The 21,021-nt window shown below is 64.9% G+C and carries 20 protein-coding genes; 13 read left to right on the top strand and 7 right to left on the bottom strand.

Annotated features, from left to right (window positions below; genetic code table 11):
* Positions 1 to 43: 43 nt before the first annotated feature.
* Positions 44 to 1,972 carry a S9 family peptidase gene (locus K3172_RS04335; RefSeq protein ID WP_221587302.1) on the top strand — a complete coding sequence of 643 codons (1,929 nt, stop codon included), beginning with the start codon at positions 44 to 46 and terminating at the stop codon, positions 1,970 to 1,972.
* Positions 1,973 to 2,045: 73 nt separating this feature from the next.
* On the opposite strand, the gene infC is transcribed toward K3172_RS04335, so the two are convergent.
* Together infC and pdeM are read right to left on the bottom strand one after the other, a co-directional pair.
* A complete protein-coding gene (gene infC, locus K3172_RS04340; protein ID WP_221587304.1) occupies positions 2,046 to 2,564 on the bottom strand; it encodes a translation initiation factor IF-3 in 519 nt (172 codons plus the stop codon).
* Between the two features lie 99 nt (positions 2,565 to 2,663).
* The gene (pdeM, locus tag K3172_RS04345; protein WP_221587306.1) at positions 2,664 to 3,368 is read right to left on the bottom strand and encodes a ligase-associated DNA damage response endonuclease PdeM; all 705 of its coding nucleotides are present in this window, start codon (positions 3,366 to 3,368) and stop codon (positions 2,664 to 2,666) included.
* A 123-nt stretch (positions 3,369 to 3,491) separates the two neighbouring features.
* On the opposite strand from pdeM, the gene hemF reads away from it, so the two are divergent.
* Genes hemF through K3172_RS04360 form a run of 3 tightly spaced genes read left to right on the top strand, consistent with a single transcriptional unit; the run spans position 3,492 to position 6,358 of the window.
* Entirely contained in the window at positions 3,492 to 4,349 is an 858-nt protein-coding gene (gene hemF, locus K3172_RS04350) for an oxygen-dependent coproporphyrinogen oxidase (RefSeq protein WP_221587307.1), read from the top strand.
* Positions 4,350 to 4,374: 25 nt separating this feature from the next.
* The gene (locus K3172_RS04355; protein WP_221587309.1) at positions 4,375 to 5,706 is read left to right on the top strand and encodes a TrkH family potassium uptake protein; all 1,332 of its coding nucleotides are present in this window, start codon (positions 4,375 to 4,377) and stop codon (positions 5,704 to 5,706) included.
* Entirely contained in the window at positions 5,696 to 6,358 is a 663-nt protein-coding gene (locus tag K3172_RS04360; RefSeq protein ID WP_221587311.1) for a potassium channel family protein, read from the top strand. Before K3172_RS04355 ends, K3172_RS04360 begins: the two co-directional genes overlap by 11 nt.
* Positions 6,359 to 6,373: 15 nt before the next feature.
* Here the strand turns inward: K3172_RS04360 and K3172_RS04365 are convergent, their stop codons facing one another.
* Complete coding sequence (locus K3172_RS04365) at positions 6,374 to 7,237, bottom strand: glycoside hydrolase family 16 protein (RefSeq protein WP_221587313.1); 864 nt, start codon at positions 7,235 to 7,237, stop codon at positions 6,374 to 6,376.
* A 176-nt stretch (positions 7,238 to 7,413) separates the two neighbouring features.
* Between K3172_RS04365 and K3172_RS04370 the strand changes: the two genes are divergently transcribed.
* From K3172_RS04370 to K3172_RS04380, 3 genes are all read left to right on the top strand, one after another.
* On the top strand, positions 7,414 to 9,306 hold the full coding sequence (locus K3172_RS04370) for a M1 family metallopeptidase (RefSeq protein WP_221587315.1): 1,893 nt from the start codon (positions 7,414 to 7,416) through the stop codon (positions 9,304 to 9,306).
* A gap of 128 nt (positions 9,307 to 9,434) precedes the next feature.
* Positions 9,435 to 10,736 carry a FecR family protein gene (locus tag K3172_RS04375; protein WP_221587317.1) on the top strand — a complete coding sequence of 434 codons (1,302 nt, stop codon included), beginning with the start codon at positions 9,435 to 9,437 and terminating at the stop codon, positions 10,734 to 10,736.
* A 27-nt stretch (positions 10,737 to 10,763) separates the two neighbouring features.
* Positions 10,764 to 12,920: a CHASE2 domain-containing protein gene (locus K3172_RS04380; protein ID WP_221587319.1), complete on the top strand. Its 2,157-nt coding sequence runs from the start codon at positions 10,764 to 10,766 to the stop codon at positions 12,918 to 12,920.
* On the opposite strand, the gene K3172_RS04385 is transcribed toward K3172_RS04380, so the two are convergent.
* From K3172_RS04385 to K3172_RS04400, 4 genes are all read right to left on the bottom strand, one after another.
* Positions 12,911 to 13,459 carry a hypothetical protein gene (locus tag K3172_RS04385; protein WP_221587321.1) on the bottom strand — a complete coding sequence of 183 codons (549 nt, stop codon included), beginning with the start codon at positions 13,457 to 13,459 and terminating at the stop codon, positions 12,911 to 12,913. The genes K3172_RS04380 and K3172_RS04385 overlap by 10 nt on opposite strands.
* 25 nt (positions 13,460 to 13,484) lie before the next feature.
* Entirely contained in the window at positions 13,485 to 14,177 is a 693-nt protein-coding gene (locus K3172_RS04390; RefSeq protein ID WP_221587323.1) for a response regulator transcription factor, read from the bottom strand.
* Between the two features lie 608 nt (positions 14,178 to 14,785).
* On the bottom strand, positions 14,786 to 15,133 hold the full coding sequence (locus tag K3172_RS04395) for an ArsR/SmtB family transcription factor (protein ID WP_221587325.1): 348 nt from the start codon (positions 15,131 to 15,133) through the stop codon (positions 14,786 to 14,788).
* Positions 15,130 to 15,774, bottom strand: a complete 645-nt coding sequence (locus tag K3172_RS04400; RefSeq protein ID WP_221587327.1) for a peroxiredoxin — start codon at positions 15,772 to 15,774, stop codon at positions 15,130 to 15,132. Before K3172_RS04400 ends, K3172_RS04395 begins: the two co-directional genes overlap by 4 nt.
* 76 nt (positions 15,775 to 15,850) lie before the next feature.
* Here K3172_RS04400 and K3172_RS04405 point away from each other — a divergent pair, with 76 nt between their 5' ends.
* The 6 genes from K3172_RS04405 to K3172_RS04425 are packed head-to-tail and all read left to right on the top strand — an operon-like array spanning position 15,851 to position 20,969.
* Entirely contained in the window at positions 15,851 to 16,783 is a 933-nt protein-coding gene (locus K3172_RS04405; protein ID WP_221587329.1) for an MBL fold metallo-hydrolase, read from the top strand.
* Positions 16,780 to 17,226: a YeeE/YedE family protein gene (locus tag K3172_RS04410; RefSeq protein WP_221587331.1), complete on the top strand. Its 447-nt coding sequence runs from the start codon at positions 16,780 to 16,782 to the stop codon at positions 17,224 to 17,226. Before K3172_RS04405 ends, K3172_RS04410 begins: the two co-directional genes overlap by 4 nt.
* On the top strand, positions 17,226 to 17,636 hold the full coding sequence (locus K3172_RS04415; RefSeq protein WP_221587332.1) for a DUF6691 family protein: 411 nt from the start codon (positions 17,226 to 17,228) through the stop codon (positions 17,634 to 17,636). The genes K3172_RS04410 and K3172_RS04415 overlap by 1 nt, the downstream gene beginning before the upstream one ends.
* Positions 17,637 to 17,649: 13 nt before the next feature.
* The gene (locus tag K3172_RS15725) at positions 17,650 to 17,982 is read left to right on the top strand and encodes a protein tyrosine phosphatase family protein (RefSeq protein ID WP_345725588.1); all 333 of its coding nucleotides are present in this window, start codon (positions 17,650 to 17,652) and stop codon (positions 17,980 to 17,982) included.
* A 1-nt stretch (position 17,983) separates the two neighbouring features.
* Positions 17,984 to 19,207 (top strand): NAD(P)/FAD-dependent oxidoreductase, encoded by a 1,224-nt coding sequence (locus K3172_RS04420; RefSeq protein WP_345725589.1) that lies wholly within the window; start codon positions 17,984 to 17,986, stop codon positions 19,205 to 19,207.
* A 7-nt stretch (positions 19,208 to 19,214) separates the two neighbouring features.
* Positions 19,215 to 20,969, top strand: a complete 1,755-nt coding sequence (locus tag K3172_RS04425) for a SulP family inorganic anion transporter (protein WP_221587334.1) — start codon at positions 19,215 to 19,217, stop codon at positions 20,967 to 20,969.
* Positions 20,970 to 21,021 lie beyond the last annotated feature (52 nt).

Below are 21,021 nucleotides of genomic sequence, written 5' to 3' on the forward strand. Positions count from 1 at the left end.
AGGGGAATACCCATCGGGTGCAAACGAGACCGGGAGACCATCCATGAAGCGTTCGACAGCACTGCTGGCCGCCATTTCGCTCGCCGCCCTGACATCCCCAGCCATGGTGATGGCGCATGAAGGCCACACTGCCGAGGCGCAGGCAACGAAAACCTACACTGCGGAGCAGTTCTTCGAATCCACCGCCTTCTCGGTCGGATCGCCCAGCGGCTACAACTTCTCACCCGACGGTAAACACGTCCTCGTGAACAGCGACGAGAGCGGGGTCTTCAACGCCTATCTGATGCCGCTGGAGGGTGGCGATCCCGTCCCGCTCACGACATCGACCGGGAATGCGACCTTCGGGTCCAGCTTCTTCCCGAACGACGGGCGGCTGCTGTTTACCGCCGATAACGGCGGGGACGAGCTCAACCATGTGTTTCTGCGCGCCGAAGACGGCACGGTCATCGACCTCACTCCCGGCGAAAAGGTGAAAGCCTCCTTCGCCGGCTGGAATGCGGCGGGCGACACGTTCTACATTCTTTCCAACGAGCGCGACCCGGCCGCATTCGACCTCTATGGCTATGCGGCGGACGGCTTCGAGCGGGCCCGCCTGTTCACCAATGAAGGCGGCTTCTCGGTCGACGCCATTTCGGACGACGGGCGCTGGGTGGCCCTGTCGAAGGCGATCTCGAGCGCAGACAGCGATCTCTATCTCGTCGACCTGGCCGCCGACGAGCCCCAGCCGGTGCTGATCTCCGAGCATGATGGAAACGTCAGCCATGGCGTCTACACCTTCACCCGCGACAATTCCGCGCTCATCTACGCGACCGACGAGCATGGCGAATTCAACCAGGCGTGGCGCTACGAACTCGCCAGCGGGGCGAAGAGCCCGGTCCTCGAAGCCGACTGGGACGTCGCCTTCCTGCAGTATTCGCCGAGCGGGCGCTACCGGGTGAGCGCGATCAACGAAGACGCGCTGACCGCGCTCACCATCCTCGACACGCGAAGCGGTGAGACGGTGACCCTCGACGGAGTGCCGGAAGGCAGTCTCGGCTCGATCCGCTTCGACCCACAGGAAACGCGCATCGCCTTCACCGTGACCTCGGACACCTCGCCGACCGACATCTACGTTGCAAATCTGGCGGGCGGGTCGGCCAAGCGCCTTACCACCGCACTCAACCCGGCAATTGACGAGACCGACCTCGTCACGGCGACTGTCGCGCGCTTCCCGAGCTATGACGGGGTCGAGATTCCGGGCATCCTCTACAAGCCGAACGGCGCGAGCGCCGCGAAGCCCGCTCCCATGGTCGTGCTGGTCCACGGTGGTCCGGGTGGCCAGAGCACGCGAGGTTACAACCCGATGGTGCAGCACCTCGTCAACAACGGCTATGCGGTGTACGCCATCAACAATCGCGGCTCGTCGGGCTACGGCAAGACCTTCTTCCACATGGACGACAAGAAGCACGGCGATGTCGACTTGCGCGACGTGGTCGCGGCGAAAGGGTTCCTTCAGGGACTCGACTGGGTGGCGGACGACCGGATTGCGGTGATGGGCGGTTCCTACGGCGGCTACATGACCGCCGCCGCGCTCGCCTTGCATCCCGAGGTGTTCGACGCGGGGATCAATATATTTGGCGTCACGAACTGGGTTCGCACCCTGAAATCGATCCCGCCGTGGTGGGGCAGCTTCCGCGATTCGCTGTATGACGAAATGGGCGATCCGGCAGTGGACGAGGAACGCCATCGCGCGATCTCCCCGCTGTTCCACGCCGCCAATATCATCAAGCCGATGCTCGTGGTGCAGGGCGCCAACGATCCGCGCGTGTTGCAGGTCGAAAGCGACGAACTGGTGGCTGCGGTCAAGGCGAACGGGGTGCCTGTCGAATACGTGCTGTTTCCGGACGAAGGCCACGGCTTCCGGCGCAAGGAGAACCGCATCACCGCATCCGAGGCGTACCTGCAGTTCCTCGACGAGCACATCGGCCGCTGAGCCCGGGCTTGGTGCAAACGAAAAAGGCGGGCCAGTGCGGCCCGCCTTTTCTGATTCAGGTGATGGGGGTGCCTTACTTCGGCGCGAGCACCATCACCATCTGGCGGCCTTCGAGACGCGGGAAGCTTTCGACCTTGGCCAGTTCTTCCATGTCGTCGCGCACGCGATTGAGAAGGTCCATGCCGAGCTGCTGGTGCGCCATCTCGCGACCGCGGAAGCGCAAGGTGCACTTCACCTTGTCACCATGCTCGATGAACTTGATGACGTTCTTCATCTTCACGTCGTAATCGTGATCGTCGATGTTCGGACGCATCTTGATCTCTTTGATTTCCTGCGTCTTCTGCGTCTTGCGCGCGAGGTTCGCCTTCTTCTGCGCCTCGTAGCGATACTTGCCGACGTCGAGGAACTTGCACACCGGCGGGTCCGCATTGGGGGACACTTCGACGAGGTTGAGGCCCAGTTCGTTGGCCTGCTCGACCGCTTCGCGGGTGTACATCACCCCCAAATTCTCGCCTTCGTGATCGATCACGCGGACCTTGGGGACATTGATCATGTTATCGTAGCGCGGGCCGCTTTTCACGGGCATTTGCATGCTGCGCCGGGGTGGACGGGCTATGGGGCATTCTCCTGATTCTGCCGATTGTCGAGGTGGCTATGTAGGGAGAAACTCGGGCTTTCGCCAGTGTGAAACTCAGGCCGCGCTGCGCCACAGGGTGAAGCGCGCGAGTTTGCCCCTGGCCGGGACGACGGCGTCGATCCGCTCCGCCGGTTGCAGCGCGGTCAGGATCGCCGGATCGGCGGCGTTCATCCCGCCGGTATAGGCGCCGAAGGCGGGCAGGATCATCCGGCCCGATGGCCTTCCATCCGCGCCTTCGTTGGCGCTGACCACGGCACAGGGCCGGCGAATGCTGCGATCGCGGACCTTGAGTTGCAGACGCGGATGGTAGTGGCCGGAGAGCTCCGGCCGGGTCTCTCCGCGCTTCGCCCGGTGGCGCAGGATCACGCCCCCGATCTCGAGTTCGTCGGCGAGTGTTCCGCCGTGGCGGGCCTCCATCTCGGGATCGTGATTGCCGGTGATCCACACCCAGTCGACCGCCTTCGTCAGCGCGTCGAGCATGCCCGCAGCATGCTCTTCGAGCCGCTGCGAACCGTCCGAATCGTGGAAATTGTCGCCCAGCGTGATCACCCGGCGGGCCCCCGTCTCGCGGATCGCCAGCGCCACCCGCTCGAGCGTCTCGCGGCTGTCGTAGGGTGGGACCATCTGCCCGTGACGCGCGAAGAAGCTGCCCTTCTCGAGATGCAGGTCGGCGACCAGCAACGCGTTTTCACGCGGCCAGAACAGCGCACGGCCCTCTGTCAGGAGCCATTCCTCGCCTGCGAACGAAAGGGGAACCATGCGCCGCTATTGCCGCAGCGCCGATGAGATGGCAAGCCCCGCCTCGGGCCTTGATCGATATCAAGGATGGACGAGCAGGAGCCGCCTAGTCGCGGTGCCGAACTGTAACCAACGAAGGACGTCATGACCGACTGGACACCCCATACCGCACAGGCGAAAGACTGGTTTGAATCGCTGCGCGACCGCATCTGCGCCGCCTTCGAGGCAATCGAACGCGAAGCGGGGTCCGACGCGGCTTTCCAGTACACGCCGTGGGAGCGCGAAGAGGAAGGCAATCCAGATCCCGGCGGCGGGGTGCAGGGCCTGATGAAAGGCAAGGTTTTCGAGAAGGTCGGCGTCAACGTCTCGACGGTGCGCGGCAGTTTCTCGTCAGAATTTGCAGGCCAGGTGAACGGCGCCAGCGCGGAGCAGCCCGGCTTTACCGCGACCGGGATCAGCCTCGTCGCCCATATGGCCAACCCGCATGTGCCGGCCGTCCACATGAACACGCGCTTCCTGACGACGCAGGCGGCGTGGTTCGGGGGCGGGGCGGATCTCAACCCGCCGATCCCCTATGAAGAAGACACTGCGGATTTCCATGCCCGCTTCCGGGCCGCCTGCGCGGCGCACAATCCGACCTATTACGAGCGGTTCAAGAAGTGGGCGGATGACTATTTCTTCATTCCCCACCGCGGCGTCCACCGCGGCGTGGGCGGGATTTTCTACGATCATCTCGAATGCCCCGACGAAGCTGCCTTCGAGCGCAATTTCGCCTTCACCCGCGATGTGGGCGAGGCCTTCCTTCACATCTATCCGAAGCTGGTCCGCCGCCGGATGGAGAGCGACTTCACGAGCGCCGACAAGCTGACCCAGCTCGAATGGCGCGGCCGCTACGCCGAATTCAACCTCGTCTACGACCGCGGCACGCTGTTCGGGCTGAAGACCGGCGGCAATATCGACGCGATCCTGATGAGCCTGCCGCCCGAGGCTGTCTGGAGCTAATCGCACGGCCACGCATTGTGCTGCCATGAAGCGCGCGCTTCGCGATCCCGTCCGGCTGATTCCCCTGCTGTTTGCGGGGCTGATCTGTATCGGCACGATCGTTCTGATGTTGCCTTGGTCCACGGCTGGGGGCGAGCCTGCGCCTTTTCTTACCGCGCTGTTCACCGCAACCTCCGCGGTTGCGGTTACCGGGCTCGTGACGGTCGACACCGGCGTTTACTGGTCGACCTTCGGACAAGTGGCAATCATGGCCATGTTCCAGATCGGCGGGTTCGGCATCATGGCCGCGGCGAGCCTGCTGGGGATGATCGCGGGACGCGGCTTCGGCCTGCGCGACCGGATGGCGACGCAGGTAGAACGAGAAGGTCTGAAGCTGGCTTCGACCGGATCGGTCCTCAAACTCATCCTCGTTATCACCCTCACAGTCGAACTGCTCCTTACCGCCGTGCTGGCGGTCCGTTTTGCGACTGCGTGGGACATGCAGCCATTCCAGGCCCTCTGGCAGGGGCTCTTCCACGCGGTCAGCGCGTTCAACAACGCCGGCTTTTCGACCTTTTCGGACAGTGTGATGGGGTTCCAGAACGACGCCCTGGTGCTCGTCCCCATCGCGCTCGCGGTAGTCGTTTCGGCGCTCGGCTTCCCGGTCATGGAAGACTGGCGTGAACATGGTGGCGACTGGCGCCACTGGACCCTGCATTCCAAGATGACGCTGGCAGGGACGCTGATCCTGCTGGTGTCGGGTTTCGTCGCCACCCTGGCGATGGAGTGGAGCAATCCCGCGACGCTGGGCCCGATGCCGGTCGGGACGAAACTGCTCAACGCCGCGTTTCATTCGGTCATGCCGCGGACCGCGGGTTTCAACAGCCTCGACATGGGTGCCTATCGCGAAGAGACGCTAGTGGTGAACTACGTGCTGATGTTCGTCGGCGGGGGCAGCGCCGGAACTGCGGGCGGCATCAAGATCACGACCTTCATGGTGCTGATCGCGATCGTGCTGGCAGAGGTACTCCGTCGCCGCGATGCCGGCATGTTCGGGCGCCGCTTCGGGCACGCGCTGGAGCGGCAGGCGCTGACCGTTGCCTCGATTGCGCTGCTGCTCGTCCTGTCTGCGACGATGTTCATTACCGCGGTCACGCGCCTGCCGCTGCACGATGTACTTTTCGAAACCGTTTCGGCCTTCGCCACGGTGGGCCTTTCGACCGGCATTACCGCACAGTTGCCGCCCTCGGCACTGGTCGTGCTCATCATCCTGATGTTCGTCGGCCGGGTCGGCACCATCACGGCTGCGACCGCGCTTGCCCTGGGCGGTAGCGACCGCCCCTATCGTTATCCCGAGGAGAACCCAATTGTCGGCTGAATCGCGCAAACCCATCATCGTCATCGGCCTGGGCCGGTTCGGCAGTGCGGTGGCCTGCACGCTCGAGCGGATGGGTCACGAAGTGCTCGGCGCCGATGCCGATGGCGAAATCGTGCGCGATCACAAGGACCTGATCACCCAGGTCGTCGAAGCGGACTGCACCGAGCCGGAAACCCTGCGCCGGCTGGGGGCGGGCGAATTCGAAACCGCTGTCGTCGGGATCGGCACGAACCTCGAAGCCAGCCTGCTGACCGTGCTGGCGCTGGTCGATCTCGGCCTGCCCAATATCTGGGCGAAAGCGAATACCGACCGCCATGGCCGGATCCTGGAGCGGACCGGGGCTCACCACGTCGTATTTCCCGAACAGAAGATGGGCGAGCGCGTGGCGCATCTGGTCAACGAGCGGTTGCTCGACTTCATCAGCTTCGATGGGCAATTCGCGATTGCCCGCCTCCGGGCGCCAGAGCCGATCATCGGCCTCCCGCTGGTGACCAGCCAGTGCCGGAAGAAATTCGACGTGACGGTCGTCGGCGTGAAGCGGAAGGGCGAAGACTTCATACACGCCGTGCCCGACACGATCATCATGCCGGACGACGAGCTGGTGGTGTCTGGCAGGATCGACCGGATCGAGCTTTTTTCGGCGATCGGCTAGGCCAGCGGGGGCGCGTTACTCCGCCGCATACACCCGCACCCAGTCGACCAGCATCGCCACTTTGCCAGTCTTCACCTTGTCGACCGTCTCCTGCGGCACGCCATTGTAGGGCTCCTCGATCCCGTTGGTCTTGAACGGGTATGCGCCGCCCATGGCGAAGTTGAGGATCAGGTACTTGGGGTTGTCGAAACGCCACTTGCCGTAATTCTCGACCATCGGTCGGGTCACGCGGTAGAGCGTGTGGCCGTCGATCTGGAACAACAGCTCGTCCTCGGTCCATTCGACCGCATAGACGTGCCAGTCGGTCACGTCCTGGCCTTCGGGGAAGAAGAACTTGTTCACCAGCGGGGTCTCGCCCGAATAGCCGGGGCCGTGGAGGGCGACGCCGATCCAATCCTTCTCGCCGACATATTCCATGATGTCGATTTCGCCCGTGTCGGGCCATTTGTCGTTGCCGAGCAGCCACCACGCGGGCCAGGTGCCTTCCGCGTCGGGAAGCTTGATGCGCGCCTCGGCGCGGCCATAGGTGAAGTCGAACTTGCCCTTGCTCTCGATCCGGCCAGAGACGAAGGGCGCCTTGCGGTCCGGATGCGGGTCGACTCCCGGCTTGTAGAGCGGGCGCAGCATCAGCACGCCGCCTTCCGCCCCTGCGGCACCATCGACGAAGCCGATCACCGCCGGATCGTCGACATAGGCCTGCTGTTCGTTGTTGACCCAGAAGTCCGGCCCGATCGTGATCCACTTGTCGCGATCGAGCGCGCCGTCGTTGAATTCGTCCGCGAACAGCAGCGTGCGCTCATTGGCGCCATCCTGCGCCTGCGCGAGTGCCGGGAACGCGAGCCCTAGCGCAGCGGCGAGGGTGAGGGTGCGACGGATCATGACGGCTCTCCTGTAATCTTGTGAACGTTATCATTACAGCTCGGGCGCCGGTTGGCCAGCCCTGCGGATACGTTTTCTCGCCAACGACTGGCGCAGGCGCGCTGGATCGGCAATAGGCTGGGCGCATTATGGAGACGAGCAGGGACCGACCTGCCGCCAGACCTTCGGAGACCGCCATGCGCCGCCTGCTTCCCCTTGCCAGCATCCTGCTTGCCACCAGCGCCTGCACCACCACCGACGTTGCCGTGGCGCCCGACGCGCGCGATCCGGTGATGATCGCGCCGATTCTGACCAGCGCTGACGCGCTGGACACGTCGACCTACGCGCAGCCGCAAGTCGCACGGGTGACGCATGTCGCGCTCGACCTCGATCTCGATTTCGAACGCAAGCGGGTGGCAGGCTCGGCCCTGCTCGACGTGCAGGCCGCACCGGGGGCCGATGAGATCGTGCTCGATACCAAAAAGCTGACAGTCATTGCGGTCAGCGATGGAGCTGGAACTCCGCTGGTGTGGAACATGGGGCAGACCGACGGCGAGAGGGGCGCGCCGCTTACCATCGCGATCGGCGATGCCCGCCGGATTTCGATCACCTATGCCGCCAGCGATGCCGACGCGCTGCAATGGCTCAGCCCCGAACAGACCGCGGGCGGGAAGCATCCCTTCCTTTTCAGCCAGGGTCAGGCCATCCTCAATCGCACTTGGATCCCAACGCAGGACAGCCCCGGCATCCGCCAGACCTGGGAGGCGCGTATTACCGCGCCCAAGCCGCTCGACGTGGTCATGAGCGGCATCGCGCAGGCGGAGCCGGAAGACCTCGGCGATGGCCGCCGTGCTTTCCGTTTCGTGATGGACAAGCCGGTCGCACCTTATCTGATCGCGATCGCGGCCGGCGATATCGACTTCGCCGCAATCGGGCCGCGCACCGGCGTCTGGGCGGAGCCTGCCACGCTCGAGCGCGCACGCTACGAAGTGGCCGATACCGAGGCCATGGTCGAGGCTGCCGAACGGCTCTACGGGCCCTATCGCTGGGGGCGCTACGACATGATCGTCCTGCCGCCTGCCTTCCCCTATGGCGGGATGGAAAACCCTGTGATGACCTTTCTCACGCCCACGTTCATCGCCGGCGACCGCAGCCTGACGGGCCTCGTCGCGCACGAACTGGCGCATAGCTGGTCGGGCAATCTCGTGACCAACGCGGTGTGGGGCGATGGCTGGCTCAACGAAGGCGTCACGTCCTATTTCGAGAACCGCATCGTCGAGGAGATCTATGGCGAGAAGCGCGCGAAGCAGGAAGTCGCACTCGACTACATGGCGATCATCGAAACGCTGGAAGAGGTTGGCTACGAAGCGCCGGGCACCGCGCTTCACCAGCCCGACGGCACGGATAGTGCGGGTTCGGCGATCGTCTACAACAAGGGGGCGGCCTTCCTGCGCACGCTGGAGCGGGAATACGGCCGCGAGCGCTTCGATGCGTGGCTGCGCCAGTGGTTCGACAGGCACGCTTTCCAGCCTGCGACCTCTTTGATGATATACGAAGACCTGAAGACCAATCTCGCCGGGAGCGAGGCCGAAGCTGAACGGATCAAGCTGCGCGACTGGATCTACGCACCGGGCTTGCCGTCGAATGTGGCCAAGCCCGACCCGGTTGCCTTTGCCGAAATCGACGCCGCCTCCGCTGACTATGCCGGGGCAGGGAGCATTCCGGGTGGCTGGCGCGACTGGACCAGCGCCGAGCGCCAGCGCTTCCTCCAGACTTTGCCGCAAGCCCGCACCGCGGCTGAACTGGCGCGGCTCGACGAGGCGCTGGGTCTTTCGACCACCGGCAATAACGAGGAGCTGTTCCTTTGGCTCGAACTTGCGCTGGCCAATCGCTACGCGCCCGCGGTGTCGCAGGCCGAGGCGTTCCTCGCCCGCGTGGGCCGCGCGAAGTTCGTCCGCCCGCTCTTCCAGACGCTGTGGGACCAGGGTGACTGGGGTCGCGAGATCGCCCGGCGCATTTATGGCGAGACACGCAGCAGCTATCATGCGGTCACGCGCAGCGGCGTCGACAGGATCATGGCGAAAGACTGACAACGCCTCCCGCGACCCCGAAAACTTGTAAAAACATGCGCTGTGGCAAGCGCCCTCTTGGTGCGGGCGGGAGAGGCGGTTAGGCTGTCCTGCGACATTGGCGTGCGCGGAGCGGGAAAGGACGTGCCATGAAGCTGGCGATGGGATTGCTCCTGGCATTGGCGGGGCTGGTCGGGCTGCAGACCCCGGCAGCGGCACAGTCAGGCGAAACGGTCGAATACGTCGTCCGGCGGGGTGACACGCTGAACGATCTGGCGCGCGAGTATTTCACCGGGCAGCGCGCCGTCCCCGCGGTCATGCGCCTCAACCGCATCCGCGACCCACGACGCATGCCGACGGGCAAGGTCCTCACCTTGCCGCGCAGTATCTTGCGATACCAGCCCGAACCGTTGCGGGTGCTGGCCTTCTCCGGCCCTGTGAGCATCACCCGATCAGGTGCCGAACAGGCGCTTGCGGTGGGCAACCCCGTGCTCGAAGGCGCGCGGGTCACAACGGGGCGCGACGGGTTCATCTCGATCGGGGGCAGGGGCAATTCGCGCGTCTCTCTGCCCTCCAATTCGGCGGTCGAGATCCGCCAGGCGCGGCGCTACGTGATCAACGATGCGGTCGATTTCGACGTGCGGGTGCTGCGCGGCCGGACCGAGACGGTAGCGCCGAAGCTCAAAGCCAACGAACGCTTCCGGGTCGGCACGCCAATGGCTGTTACTGCCGTCCGCGGGACCGAGTTCCGCGTCGCCTTCTACGAGGGCGAAGATCGCTCGCTGACCGAAGTGGTCGAGGGTGCGGTCGTGGTCGCCACCGGTGCAGCGGAGCAGGTGGCCGAAGCTGGACTAGGCGTAGCGTCTGTCGGCGAGCGGCTGGGTGATCCCGAAGCGCTCCTTCCGGCCCCGGACGTCGTCGATGCCGGCCGGATTCAGACCGGCGAAGTGCTGGAATTCGTGATCGAAGAGGTGGCGAAAGCCGAAGGCTATCGGACCCAGATCGCGCGCGATGCCGGTTTTATCGAGCTGATCGCGGAGGAGGTGAGCGAGGCCCCCGTCGCCACCTTTGAGGATATCGGCGACGGGCGGCTGTTCGTCCGCAGCCGGGCGATTGCCGAAAGCAAGCTGGAAGGATTCGCGGACACGCATTCCTTCCGCCGCAAGCGCGTCGGCGCCGCCGCGAGCGTCGAAAGTTTGCCCTATGACGATGCCTTCAAGTTCGTCTGGCTGCCTGAAGGCGAGGGGAAGAGCTATGCCGGTTTCCAACTGTGGAACGCGACCCGCCCCGACGCGATGATCGTCGACGAGATCGGCCTGCAGACCAAGGGCTTCTATATCGGGTCGCTCGCGCCCGGGAGCTACAAGTGGCGCGTGGCGACCTTCCAGATCGACGATGGCGACATCATCAAGGTGTGGGGGCCGACGCAGGACTTCACCGTCTCGGACTGACGGTTTTCAGCCGCAGGCATCGCCGCCATGAGCAAGTTCCGCCTCTTCGCCGAATGGCTGGTGTTGCTGGCGATAGCGACCGCGTTGGTGGTCTTCGCGCAGCAGCGCGAACTGACCCAAAGGCTCGACCTGTGGATCCTCGATGCCGTGCTGTCGGCATCCGGGTCGCAGCCGGACCCGCGGATCGTCATCGTCGAGATCGACGACCGCAGTCTCGACCGGCTGGGTGCCTGGCCGTGGGGTCGCGATACCCATGCGGCTCTTGTCAGGCGCATCGAGCAGGCGAAACCGGCGGTGGTGGGCATCGATATCCTCTTCCTCGACCGTAGCGAGGAAGCGGTCGATGCCGATCTTGCCTCGGCGATCGCAGAGGGCGGCAATGTCGTGCTGCCCCACACCTTTGCTGCCACCCCCGATGGCAGCGCCCTGCAACCCGTAACCCCGATCGCCCCGCTGGCCGAAGCCGCCGCGACTATCGGCCATGTTGCCGTGGCGCCCGATAGCGACGGATCGCTGCGACGGTTCGACCTCGTCCGCGTCGCCTCCGGCCAGCGCTTTCCGCATTTCGCCGGCCGCGTTGCCGAACTGGCCGGTGCGCCTGCGCCGGTTACCGGCAAGGACGCGGCGATCGTGCCTTTCGAGAGGGCAGGCTCCTTCCCTGCCGTCTCGGCTGGCGAGGTCCTCGACGGCGCGGTGCCGGAGGCATTCTTGCGCGACCGGATCGTCCTCGTCGGCGCGACCGCACAGGGGCTCGGCGACCGGTATTCGGTGCCGGGCTACGCAGGCGGCCTGATGACCGGCGTGGAAACGCAGGCGAACCTGTTGAGTGCCATGCTCGGCGGCAGGCTCGTGACCGAGTTCTCACGGCCCTGGACGCTGGTGCTGCACCTCGCGATCATTGCCGTCCTGTTCATCGCATTCTGGCGCCTTTCGCCGCGTGGCGGGCTCAACACCGCGATTGCGCTGATCGCCGTTCTGCTCGCCGCCGCAGCCCTCTCGCTCAGGCTCGCAGGCGTCTGGCTGGCCATCGGGCCGGCCATCATCGCCATCATCGTCGCCTATCCGTTGTGGGGCTGGCGACGGCTTGCCGCGGTCAGCCGCTTCCTCGAAGCCGAGGTCGCGGCACTGGGCGCGGTGGAGCAAGAAAGGCACGAGCCCGCCGATGGCTTCGACCATGTCGCGCGGCAGGTCCAGAACCTGAAGCGCCTGACCGGCGACATCACCAGCAACCTCGCCTTCGTGCAATCCGTGCTCGACGCCTCGCCCGATGCCATGGTCGTGCTCGAAGGCGATGGCATGGTTTCGATGACCAATGATGCGGCAGACATGTTGTTCGGGTCCGTGCTGACGGGTGGACCCTTACGGCTCGAGCGGGCCTATGCGGTGATCGGCGCCCATCTCGACGATGATGGCCGCGAGCTGGCCGTCGATGACGGGCGCTGTTTCCTTATCGCAAAAGCGCCGATCGATCACAGCGTGGGGAGCGAAGTGCTGGTGTTCCGCGACATTACCCGCATCAAGGAAGACGAGCGCCAGCGGCGCGAAACGCTCGAATTCCTGTCGCACGACATGCGCTCGCCGCAGGTTGCGATCATCGGGCTGACCAGCGAATCCGGGGCGACGCTGGGCGCGGACGAGCGCCTTGCGCGGATCGAAAAGCAGGCGCGTCGTACGCTCAAGCTGACCGACGATTTCGTCCAGATCGCCCGGCTGTCGAGCGAGGGGATCGTGAAGGAGGAAACCGAGATCAATGCGCTGGCGATGGAAGCCGCGGACCGCGCCTTTCCGCTGGCGCATCGCAAGCAGGTGAAGGTGGCCGTCCAGGCGAGCGACGACTTGCTTTATGCCCACGTCGACCATTCGGCGCTGTCCCGCGCGCTGGACAATCTGGTCGGCAATGCAATCAAGTTCGCGCCACCCGGCTCGCAGGTCGATGTCGTCGTCGGCCCGGGCGACGGGGCCCGGTTTGTGCTGATCGTGCGCGATCATGGCCCGGGCTTGCCGCCCGAGCGTGCCGAGGACCCGTTCGCGCGGTTCGGCGCACAAAGCGAGACGGCAGGCCCGAGCGCCGGGCTCGGCCTCGCCTATTGCAAGCAGGTGGTCCAGAGCCACGGGGGGGAGATCGAAATCGACACCGCGCCCGGCAAAGGCACGAAATTTCGCCTCGCTATCCCCTATTCCTGAACCGCTACAGGCGAGCCGGCGCCGAGCGCTTCGCGTACGAGCAGGTCGGCGAGCGCTTCAAGCTTCGAAAGATCGTCCGGACAACCGATGTAGTTTCCCTCGGACTTGCCGACGAGCGTGTTGCTCGCGCGGTCATAGAGGGCCAGCGAGCCCTTGACCCGGGTCGGCCTGCACTTGTGGTACCACTTGGCGGCCGGATCATTGCCGGCTGGCTGCGCGACGGGATTCCCGTCCTGCCCGACGGCCACGATCGTGGTGCCGGCATCATGCGAGGCGATGGCGAAATCGGCGATCCTGCTGCTGCCCTTGCGATCCGCAATACCGCGTTCAGCGAGGGACGACTTGAGCACGCCTGCAAACCGTGCGCGCAGGGCGCTTTCCTCTTCGGTCACCACGAATTCGACATCCTGCGGCGCAGAAACGTCGGCGGAACTGAAGGTCGTTACCGGATCACGCGCAATCGAGCAGCCCGCCAATTGAACCGCGCAAACAAGTGCAATCGATGCGCCGAAGGTGCTCGTCCTGCGTCCGTTGGTCATGGTCGGTCCCAATCAGTTGCTGCCGCTATTCATCATCAGCATACTGATCCATGCGATAACCAAAACCGAAAACTGTCCGGATAACAAAGCCGTTCTCGGGTGCGAGTTGCAGTTTAGAGCGCAGGCGCGACACGTGCATGTCGATCGTGCGGGTTTCGAGCTCGGCTTGTCCGCCCCAGACGCGCGAGAAAAGATAGCCGCGCGAGAGCGGCCTATCGAGATTTTCGAAGAACAGCTTGGCGAGCTCGAACTCCTTGGCGGTCAGCTGGACCGGCACGCCGTCGATGGTGATTGCGCGATCGAGCCGGTCGATACGGTAGCGGCCGCGCCAGACCGTGCGCTCGCCCTCGGGATTGGCGTTACGCCGCGCGGCGGCTTCGATCCGCGCGCGGATGACAGCGTCGGATTCGGGTTTGACGATATAGTCAGTCGCGCCCGCTTCGAGGCCGCGCACGATGTCGTCCTTGTCCTGCCGGCTGGTCAGGAGGATTATGGCAGGCGGTACGTCGAGGTTTTCGGCGGCCCAAGCGACCACCTCCAGGCCGGTCTTGCCAGGCATGTTCCAGTCGAGCAGCGCCACATCGTAGGTTTCCCGCTGGAGCGCGTTGACGACATCCACGCCGTTGGAAAAGCAGTCCACATCGTGGCCGGCATTCCGTACCACGAAGGACACGTGCTCCAGGATGTCCTTTTCGTCATCGGCCAGAGCAATCCGCATAGTGCCTCGCAACCTTCCCCGTTATTGCAACCGTGTTACAACCTCGGAACGAGTGCGCCAATGAATGGAGCCCTGCGTAGGGCCGGATTTACAAGTCTTTACATCGCTGGAAAAAGCGTGGCCTGCATCATTGTAGACACAGGCCACGCCCGTTCAGCCCTTACGGGTGCGACCCGATGGGCCCGAACTAGACGCCGCTTGCGGGCGGGCGCCTTTACAGTTCGGCGTTGGCATGGCGCCAATCGGTGATGCCGAACTTCAATCGATCCTGGTTCTGCCCATTGGCGGGGTTTCCGCCTGCGGCTAGCGCTCTCCTGCAGAAGCGCCCGCGTCAGGTTCACTCGCAATGGTCGGTGCGGCCGCTTCCCCGGACGTCTGGACGATCGCCAGGAGAAAGCACGCGATGACCGATACGGCCCCCAGCCCGATACCAAGGCGCAGGAGGTGAACGCTGCCCTCCGCCCGATCGTCTGCCTCGTTCATCGCGTGCCGGCCCCCGGTCGCACCATGCACCGGGCTTTAGCAGGACCGGGCGATTCTGTTTGTAAACTGTTGCAAACTGCGCCGACCGGCTGGTGGAGCGGCTTCGCGGGCCTTGAGGCGGGACGTCAGGGCGTCAGCCTGACCCGCGCGAAATGCGCTGCGCCTGCAATCGACCGGCGCGGGGCGGTGTCGGATTGCCCAGCGGGACGGGTGAGGCCGGCCAGGTTGTCGACGACCTTGCCTGTCGCCTGCGTGTCGAGCGAATAGAACACGAGCTTTGCTTGGCGCCGGGTCTCGACAAGTCCGGCCTTTCGCAGGACGGCGAGCTGCTGCGAAAGGCCCGGCTGGGCGATGCCGGTTGCCTCTTCAATCTCGCCCACGCTGAGCTCGCTCGCACGCAGCGCCTCGAGCACGCGGAAGCGGACGGGATGGGCGATGGCCTTCAGCAGATCGACGGTTTCGTCTGCGCTCATCCTTCCTGCTCCCTTGTGAACCATTCTCCCGGCGCCGCACCTGCGAATATCTGGTCGAGTTCCGTGCTGGCCTGCCGCAGCAAGGGCTCTCCGCTGTGCCAGTCTGCGGGCACGAGCGCATCGGTCGTATCGGCAGCCTGCAGCGCATCGAGCAGGCGCAGCATTTCGGGGATCGAGCGCCCGACATTGGCGGGATAGGTCGTGATGGCGCGGATCACGCCGTCGGGGTCGATGAAATAGGTGCTGCGGATGGTGGCGCTGTCGGCGTCTTCGCTGCCGATCATGCCATAGGCCCGGCCGATGACCATGGTCGGATCCTCAACGACGGGAAAGCGCACCTCGACCCCGAAAGTATCGCGGATCAGCCGCAGCCAGGCGAGGTGGGAAAACAGGCTGTCGACCGAAAGGCCGATCAGCGTGCAGTTGCGGTCGGCGAAATCCCGCTCGCGGCGCGCCAGGGCGACGAATTCCGTCGTACATACGGGTGTGAAGTCTGCCGGATGGGAGAAGAAAACGACCCAGCGGCCACGCAGCTCGTCGAGATCGACCGGACCGGACGTGCTGCGTGCGCTGAAGGCCGGGGCGCGATCGCCGATACGCAGGGGCGAGGTCGGGGCTGATCTCACTGATCGTTCGTCCATGCCGTCCACCTAACACTTGACACGACTCACTGCAAGACATATTCATAATATGTGTAAATGAAATGCGGAGAGCGCCATGACCGCCACCGACACTTCCCGCGACGCAGCGGCATGCCAGATCCAGCGGGCGATTGCCGATGAATCCCTGCGTCCGACGATCGCAGGATTCTTCGACGAAGCGACGAATACCGTCACATATGTCGTGAGCGATCCCGAAAGCCGCGAGGCGGCGATCATCGACTCGGTCCTCGATTTCGAGGCAGCCTCCGGTCGCACGTCGAACGGTTCGGCTGATCTCATTCTGGAATACATAGATAAGCAAAAGCTGAAAGTGACATGGCTTATCGAGACCCATGCCCATGCCGACCACATTTCCGCGGCACCCTACCTGCAGGAAAAGGTCGGCGGGAAGCTGGCGATCGGCAAAGACATCGTGCGAGTGCAGGAAGTCTTCGGCAAGCTGTTCAACGCCGGGACCGATTTCGAACGTGACGGTTCGCAATTCGATCACCTGTTCGCGGATGGCGAAACCTTCTCGATCGGCAAGCTCGAAGGGATTGCGCTGCACGTCCCCGGCCACACGCCGGCGGACATGGCTTTCATCATCGGCGACGCGGCCTTTGTCGGCGACACGATCTTCATGCCCGATTTCGGCACTGCGCGGGCGGATTTTCCGGGCGGCGACGCAGGGCAATTGTTCCGTTCGATCCGCCGGCTCCTGTCCCTCCCGGACGAAACGCGGCTGTTCCTGTGCCACGACTACAAGGCGCCGGGGCGTGACGAGTACGCCTGGGAAACGACCGTGAAGCAGCAGCGCGAGCACAATGTGCATGTGAAGGACGGCGTGACCGAGGCCGAATTCGTGGAAATGCGGACGAACCGCGACAAGACCCTGGCCATGCCGACGCTCATCATGCCGAGCGTACAGGTCAACATCCGCGGCGGTCGCCTGCCCGAGCCGGAGGATAACGGCGTATCCTACATCAAGATACCGGTGAACGCCGTATGATCCTGCCCGGTTTTCCTGATGCACAGCCGCTCGAGGGGCTGCTCGGCGGGCTGCTGATCGGCCTCTCGGCAGCGATCATGCTGCTGGGGCTGGGGCGGATTGCCGGCGTCTCCGGCATGTTCGCACGCGCGACCACGATCGAGGACGGCAGCCCGCCCTGGCCCATCGCCGCCCTGTTTGTGGGCGGGCTGGTGCTCGGTGCGATCGTCTATCGCCTGGTCCTGGGCCCGGTCGAGGCGGCCTATCCGCCGGGCTGGGGCTGGTTGGCCGTGGGCGGTTTGCTGGTCGGTTTCGGCACGCGCCTAGGTTCGGGCTGCACCAGCGGCCACGGCGTCTGTGGCATGTCGCGCCTTTCGCCCCGTTCGCTCGTCGCGACCGCGACCTTCATCCTGGCGGGCATGGCCACGGTGGCCGTCGTCAACATGCTCGGGGGAGGTTGGTGATGCGGCTGTTCCTTGCGCTTCTTTCTGGCGCCATCTTCGGCTTCGGCCTTGCGCTGTCCGGCATGATGGACCCGGGGCGCGTGCGCGGTTTCCTCGACGTCTTCGGGGCGTGGGACCCGACGCTCGCCTTCGTGATGGGCGGCGCGGTGCTGGTCATGGCGGTGACCTGGGTCGTCCAGCGCCGCATGACGCGGCCGGCCTTCGCGGTCGAATTCAACCTGCCCGGCACCCAGCTGCTCGATGCAAGGCTGATCGGCGGTTCGGCCATGTTCGGCGTCGGCTGGGGCCTGTCGGGCCTGTGTCCGGGGCCGGCAGTCGCCTCGCTGGCGACCGCGTTCCTCCCTGCCGCGATTTTTGTCGGATCGATGACCGCCGGGATTTTCCTGCATCGCATCGTCACGCGGGGCTGAAGGAGGCTGGTCCATGCAAATCGAGAAACTCTCCGATGCCCTGTCGGTAACCGGACAGGTCGATCCCGCTGAAACCGAGGCCATTGCGAAGCTCGGTTTCCGCTCCCTGATCTGCAATCGGCCGGATGGCGAGCAATCTGACCAGCCGAGTTGGAGCGCGGTTGAAGCTGCTGCGCGGAAAGCGGGCCTCGAAACGCGCCACATCCCGGTTGGTGGGGAACTGACGATCGAGGACCAGACGGAGGTCTTCGCCGCCGCACTCGCGCAAATGCCAAAGCCGATCCTCGCCTTTTGCCGCACGGGCAACCGGTCGACACAATTGTACCGGGCGCAGGGAGAGGCCTGACATGACGAATTCCCCGCACCACACCATCGTGATCGCGGGCGGCGGCTCGGCCGGGATAGCCACCGCCGCATCGCTGCTCCACCGCCGCGCCGGGCTCGACATCGCGGTGATCGAACCGCGGGAGCAGCATTACTACCAGCCCGGCTGGACGATGGTCGGCGGCGGGGTTTTCGACAAGGAAGAAACCTGTCGCAGCGAAGCTTCGGTCATGCCCGAGGCGGTGACCTGGATCAAAACGGCCGTGTCGGGCTTCGATCCCGATGCCAAGACGGTGGCTCTGCAGGATGGCAGCACCGTAACCTACGACCTGCTGATCGTCGCCATGGGCAACCGCCTGGCGTGGGAAGAGATCGCGGGGCTGGAGGAAACGCTCGGCCGCAACGGCGTCACCTCGAACTATCGCTACGATCTCGCGCCCTACACCTGGGAGCTGGTCCAGAGGACACGCACGGGCCGCGCTCTGTTCACCCAGCCGCCGATGCCGATCAAATGCGCCGGCGCGCCGCAGAAGGCGATGTACCTGTCCTGCTCCGAATGGGAGACACGCGGGGTCCTCAAGGATATCGAGGTCGAATTTCACAACCAGGGAGGCGTGCTGTTCGGGGTCGAGGCCTATGTGCCGGCATTGATGGAGTATGTCGCGCGTTACGGCATCCAGCTCAGGCTCGGCTCGAACCTCGTGCGGGTCGACGGCGCGGCGCAGAAAGCCTGGTTCGCCACGGCCGACGGCGAGGTCGAGCGAAGCTTCGACATGCTGCACGTCTGCCCGCCGCAGAAGGGTCATGCGGTCGTCGCGGCGAGCCCGCTCGCCAACGAGGCTGGCTATGCCGACGTCGATCAGCACAGCCTGCGCCATGTGAAATATCCCGAGGTCTTCGCGCTCGGCGATTGCAGCAGCACGCCCAATGCCAAGACCATGGCCGCCGCGCGCAAGCAGGCGCCCGTGGCGGCGATCAATGTGCTTGCAGTGCTGGATGGCAAGGCACCCACCGCCGCATACGACGGCTACGGAAGTTGCCCGCTGACGGTGGAGAACGGCAAGATCGTGCTGGCCGAGTTCACCTATGGCGGAAAGCTGGCACCGAGTTTCCCGAGCTGGCTGATCGACGGCACCAAGCCCTCGCGGCTGGCGTGGAAGCTCAAGGCGGATGTGCTGCCCGCGATCTACTGGAACGCGATGCTCAAGGGCCGCGAATGGCTCGCCAAGCCAACCGGAATGGCCTGAAAACGAAATGCTTCAACGCTATTTCCCGATCCTCGAATGGGGCCGGACCTACAACGGCACGGTTCTGACCAACGATCTTGTTGCGGCGGTGATCGTGACAATCATGCTGATCCCGCAGAGCCTCGCCTATGCGCTGCTCGCTGGACTTCCGCCCGTCGTCGGTCTGTATGCCTCGATCCTTCCGCTGGTTGCCTATGCCATTTTCGGGACGAGCCGGACGCTCGCGGTCGGGCCGGTCGCGGTGGTCAGCCTGATGACGGCGAGCGCAGCCGGAGCGGTCGCGGCGCAGGGGACGCCCGCATATCTCGAAGCGGCCATCACGCTGGCCGCGCTATCGGGCATCATGCTGGCAGTGCTGGGCCTGCTGCGGGCCGGATTCCTCGCCAATCTGCTCTCCCATCCGGTGGTCAGCGGCTTCATCACCGCGAGCGGCCTGCTGATCGCGACCAGCCAGCTCAAGCACATCCTCGGGATCAAGGCGGGCGGGGACAACTGGCCGGAAATGCTGGGTTCGCTCGCCACGTCGATCGGCGACACGAACCCGTGGACGCTGGCCATCGGCGTGCCTGCGACGCTGTTCCTCTTCTGGGTGCGCGTGGGAGCGAAGCCCGCCCTCCAGCGCCTCGGCCTCAAGCCCCGCGCCGCCGATATCGTCGCCAAGGCGGGACCGGTCGTGGCCGTGGCTCTGACGATCCTCGCCGCGATCGCCTTCGATCTCGAAGGACGCGGTGTCGCGCTGGTGGGCGAGGTGCCGCAGGGCCTGCCGCCCTTTGCGGTCCCCTCGACCGATCTCGACCTGATCCGGCAGCTGTGGGTGCCGGCGCTGCTGATCTCGATCATCGGCTTCGTCGAAAGCGTCTCGGTCGCGCGTACGCTCGCCGCCAAGCGGCGCCAGCGGATTTCGCCTGACCAGGAACTCGTCGGCCTCGGCGCGGCCAACATCGCCAGCGCCTTTTCCGGCGGCTATCCGGTAACCGGTGGCTTCGCCCGTTCGGCGGTCAATTTCGACGCCGGGGCGGAGACGCCTGCGGCAGGGGCCTATACCGCCGTCGGGATCGCCTTGGCCTCGCTCTTCCTGACCCCGCTGCTCTACTCGCTCCCCATCGCGACGCTGGCTGCCACCATCATCGTCGCGGTGCTGAGCCTCGTCGACCTCAAGACACCGGGTCAGCTTTGGCGCTATTCCAAGGCCGACTTCGCCGCCCATATCGCGACCATCGGCATCACCCTGCTGGCGGGCGTGGAGCTGGGCGTGATCGCGGGCGTCGCGGTCGGCCTGCTGCTCTACCTCTGGGCCGCCTCGCGCCCGCATGCCGCGATTGTCGGCCGCGTGCCGGAGACCGAGCACTTCCGCAACATCGCGCGCCACAAGGTCTTCACCGCGCCGCACGTCCTCTCGATCCGGATCGACGAAAGCCTCACCTACCTCAACGCCCACTGGCTCGAGGAATTCGTGATGGAGGAGGTCGCCGAGCATCCCGAGCTGCGCCACGTCATCCTCATGTGCAGCGCCGTCAACGCGATCGACGCTTCGGGCCTCGAGAGCCTCGAGGCGATCAACCACCGTCTCGCGGACGGCGGGATCAAGCTCCACCTCTCGGAGGTGAAGGGTCCGGTCATGGACCGGCTCGATCGGACGCACTTCGTCGAGGACCTGGGCGGCAAGGTCTACCTGTCACAGGCCAAGGCGTTCGCCGACGCGCTGGCCGACAACGGCGACGCCGACAGGCAGCCCGACGACCTTGCCCGCGGCATGATTTGATGCACCTTCATGCAACAAATCGTGCGCACAAGGCATTCGCCGAGAACGCGCT

Source organism: Qipengyuania proteolytica (genome assembly GCF_019711565.1).
Taxonomy (GTDB): Bacteria; Pseudomonadota; Alphaproteobacteria; order Sphingomonadales; family Sphingomonadaceae; genus Qipengyuania; species Qipengyuania proteolytica.